Below are 3,518 nucleotides of genomic sequence, written 5' to 3'. Positions count from 1 at the left end.
GCGCCCGCAAGCTTGGCACCGGTGTCAAAGTCGAGTCCGAACTTTTCCCCGATGTCCACGTGGTCGCGCAATGGGAAATCGAAAGCGCGGGGCGTGCCCCAGCGCCGCACTTCCACATTGCCCTCTTCACCTGTCCCCACCGGTACGCTTTCATGCGGCAAGTTGGGCACAGCCACCAGCAGCGCCTGCAGCCCGCTTTGGATCAGCTCCAGCCGCGTCGCCGAGCTTTCCAATTCGCCTTTCAGCGCACCCACCTGTGCCATCACCGCCTCGGCGCTCTCGCCCTTGGATTTGAGCTGGCCGATCTGTTTGGACAGGCTGTTGCGCTGGCTTTGCAGCTCTTCGGTGCGGGTTTGCAAGGTCTTGCGCTCGGCTTCCAGCGTGCGAAAGGCGTGCACGTCCAGGAAGGCCTGCGGCTGCTTGCGGGTCTCCAGACGCGCAACCACCGCGTCCAGGTCTTTTCTCAGTTGGGCAATGTCTAACATGCGGCGATTGTAGGTTTACATCTGGCGTGGCCGGGCCGGGGCGCACAAAACAAGGCGCTTGAGAGCGTGCCCTCCGGCACCGAACACTCAGCGCAGGTGATCGATCGGGGCGCCGGTTTCGCCATCCATCTTCAAGCCCTTGGGCAGCGGGAATTTGATGGTTTCTTCGATGCCGTCGAGTTTGCGAATGGCGATCGCGCCCAGAGCCTTGATGCGATCGATCACCTGCTGCACCAGGATTTCTGGTGCCGAGGCACCTGCGGTCAGACCCACACGGGTTTTGCCCGCAAACCACTCGGCCTGCAATTCGTCGGCGTTGTCCACCATGTAGCTGGCCGTGCCCAGCTTGATGGCAACTTCGCGCAAACGGTTGCTGTTGGAGCTGGTGGGGCTGCCGACGACGATCACCAGATCGACCTGCGGGCTCAGCAGCTTGACCGCGTCCTGGCGGTTCTGGGTGGCGTAACAAATGTCCTGCTGCTTGGGTTCGCGCACCGACGGGAAACGCGCCTTCACCGCCCGCAGAATGCCCACGGTGTCGTCCACCGACAGCGTGGTCTGCGTGACCACGGCCAGCTTCTCGGTTTGTGTGGGCTGGATGCGCCCCACGTCTTCGACATCTTCCACCAGGTGGATGCCGCTGTTGAGCTGGCCCATCGTGCCTTCCACTTCGGGGTGCCCCTTGTGGCCGATCATGATGAACTCAAAACCCTCCCGGTTCAGCTTGGCCACTTCCACGTGGACCTTGGTCACCAGCGGGCAGGTGGCGTCAAAAATCCGGAAACCGCGCCGCTCGGCCTCGTGCTGCACCGCCTTGCTCACGCCGTGGGCCGAGAACACCAGGGTGGCGCCGGCGGGCACATCGTCCAGGTCTTCGATGAAGATCGCGCCCTTGTCCTTGAGTTCGTTCACCACGTAGGTGTTGTGCACGATTTCGTGGCGCACATAGATCGGGCGGCCGAACTTCGCGATCGCGCGTTCGACGATCTCGATCGCGCGGTCCACGCCGGCGCAAAAGCCGCGTGGCTCGGCCAGCAGTATTTCTTTCGGTCCGGGCATCACAGGACCCCGATCAGTTGCACTTCAAAGCGCACCGGCTGGCCCGCCAAGGGGTGGTTGAAATCGAAGCGCACCGCACCATCGTCCCGCACCTCGATCGCAGCGCCCGCGTAGCTGCCCAGGCCATCCGGGGTCGGGAACTGCACCACGTCGCCCACCAGGTAACGCTCGTTGGGGTCGCCCAGCTGGTTCAGCAGCTTGCGCGCCACCCACTGCACCATATCGGGCTGGCGTTCGCCAAACGCCTCGCCGGCGGCCAGTTCGATCACCTCGTGCACACCCTCTTCCAGCCCCAACAGGCGCTGCTCGATGGCGGGTGACAGCTCGCCCGCCCCCAGGCTGAGCGTGGCCGGCTGGGCATCAAAGGTGTTGATGATGGCTTCACCCTGCGGCCCGGATATGCGGTAGTGCAGGGTGAGAAAAGAGCCTTCTTGGACTTGGGGCATGGTGAAACTGTGGTGAAAAAGGAGAAAACCCGGCGCACCGTCCCCCGGCTGAGGGAGTCTTCGCGTAGCGCGCAATCACCCCTATTGTAAAAAGCACGCTCGCCCAGGGAGAAAAATACATGGATGGCCTTGTCACAGCCGGGTTCAAGTCGCTGCCCAACGACGCGCGCCCACGCGAAAAACTGTTGTCGCGCGGTCCTTCTGCCTTGAGCGACGCCGAATTGCTGGCCTTGCTGCTGCGCACCGGCATCCGTGGCAAACACGTGCTGACCCTGGCGCAAGAGGTGCTGGACACCTTTGGTGGGGTGGGCGGCCTTTTGCACACCGACGCCGCCGCGCTCAAGGTGGTGAAAGGCCTGGGCCCTGCCAAGCGCACCGAGGTGGTGGCGGTGCTGGAACTGGCGCGCCGGGCCCTGGCCCAGCGGCTGCAAGAGAAACCGCTGTTCGACAACCCCAGGGCGGTCCGCGATTACCTGCAGTTGCAACTGGGCGCCCGCGATCACGAGGTTTTTGCGGTGGTCTTTCTGGACAGCCAGAACCGCTTGATCGCGCTGGAGGAGCTGTTCCGCGGCACGCTCACGCAAACCAGCGTGTATCCGCGCGAAGTGGTGCTGCGCGCCCTGCACCACCACGCCGCCGCCGTGGTGCTGGCGCACAACCACCCCAGCGGCAGCGCACAACCCTCGCGCGCCGACGAAGCCCTGACCAGCACCCTCAAAACCACGCTGGCCTTGGTGGACGTGCGGGTGCTGGACCACTTCATCGTCACACGCGAGAGCGCCACCTCCATGGCCGAGTTGGGATTGCTCTGACGCGGCACGTCCACGGCCGGAACCCCGTGCACCGGCGACGGAGGCGGCCAGATGCCCCGCCAGACAAGGCAGACGCCCATCTGGGTGAAAATGCCCGGTATGAAAGTGAAATCGCTGGCCGGCCTGAAGACGCTGCGCCGCGTGATGGCCGAGCGCATCGCAGCGGAACAGGCGCAGCTGCTGGCCGCGTTCGAGGCGGCACGGGCGCGCGACGCCGAGCACCGGCTTTTTGAGCGCACCGTGGGTCCCGTGCAACCGATTCCCCCCGACCACCGCGTGGCGCCCTATCTGCCCGCTGTGCCGCCGGTGGCACGCCAGCGCCAGCTCGACGAGCAGGCCGTCATGCACGAAGCCCTGTCGGACGAGTTCGACGTGGAAACCCTGTTGCACACCGACGAACAGCTCAGCTACGCCCGCCCAGGCCTGGGGATCGACGTGCTGCGCCGCCTGCGCGAGGGCCGCTGGAGCATCCAGCGCCAGATCGACTTGCACGGCCTGCGCACCGACGAAGCCCGGGAAGCCCTGGGCCGCTTCGTGCGCGAGTGCCACCAGCACGGTTTGCGCTGCGTGCGCGTGGTGCACGGCAAAGGCCTGGGCTCGCCCGGCCGCACGCCGGTGCTGAAGAACCGCGTGCTTCGCTGGCTGGTGCAAAAAAACGAGGTGCTGGCCTTCGTACAGGCCCGCCCCGCCGACGGCGGCGCAGGAGCGCTCGTGGT

4 protein-coding genes and 1 pseudogene are annotated in these 3,518 nt (G+C 65.3%); 2 read left to right on the top strand and 3 right to left on the bottom strand.

The window, feature by feature from the left end:
* From ABYB95_RS19545 to ABYB95_RS19535, 3 genes and pseudogenes are all read right to left on the bottom strand, one after another.
* Positions 1–485 (bottom strand): annotated as a pseudogene (locus ABYB95_RS19545) (serine--tRNA ligase); the annotation flags it as partial.
* Between the two features lie 87 nt (positions 486–572).
* Entirely contained in the window at positions 573–1,544 is a 972-nt protein-coding gene (gene ispH / locus ABYB95_RS19540; protein WP_372660710.1) for a 4-hydroxy-3-methylbut-2-enyl diphosphate reductase, read from the bottom strand.
* Positions 1,544–1,990, bottom strand: coding sequence for a peptidylprolyl isomerase (locus ABYB95_RS19535; RefSeq protein ID WP_372660706.1), 447 nt, complete (start codon positions 1,988–1,990; stop codon positions 1,544–1,546). Before ABYB95_RS19535 ends, ispH begins: the two co-directional genes overlap by 1 nt.
* Before the next feature lie 119 nt (positions 1,991–2,109).
* On the opposite strand from ABYB95_RS19535, the gene radC reads away from it, so the two are divergent.
* Together radC and ABYB95_RS19525 are read left to right on the top strand one after the other, a co-directional pair.
* Positions 2,110–2,802: a DNA repair protein RadC gene (gene radC, locus ABYB95_RS19530; protein WP_372660703.1), complete on the top strand. Its 693-nt coding sequence runs from the start codon at positions 2,110–2,112 to the stop codon at positions 2,800–2,802.
* A gap of 99 nt (positions 2,803–2,901) precedes the next feature.
* A partial coding sequence (locus ABYB95_RS19525; protein ID WP_372660700.1) for a Smr/MutS family protein occupies positions 2,902–3,518 on the top strand: 617 nt, incomplete at its 3' end.

It is taken from the genome of Hydrogenophaga sp., assembly GCF_041633695.1.
Classification (GTDB): domain Bacteria; phylum Pseudomonadota; class Gammaproteobacteria; order Burkholderiales; family Burkholderiaceae_C; genus Hydrogenophaga.
The sequence above is the reverse complement of the archived record's forward strand: the minus strand, read 5'-3'. Positions and strand labels throughout refer to the sequence as shown.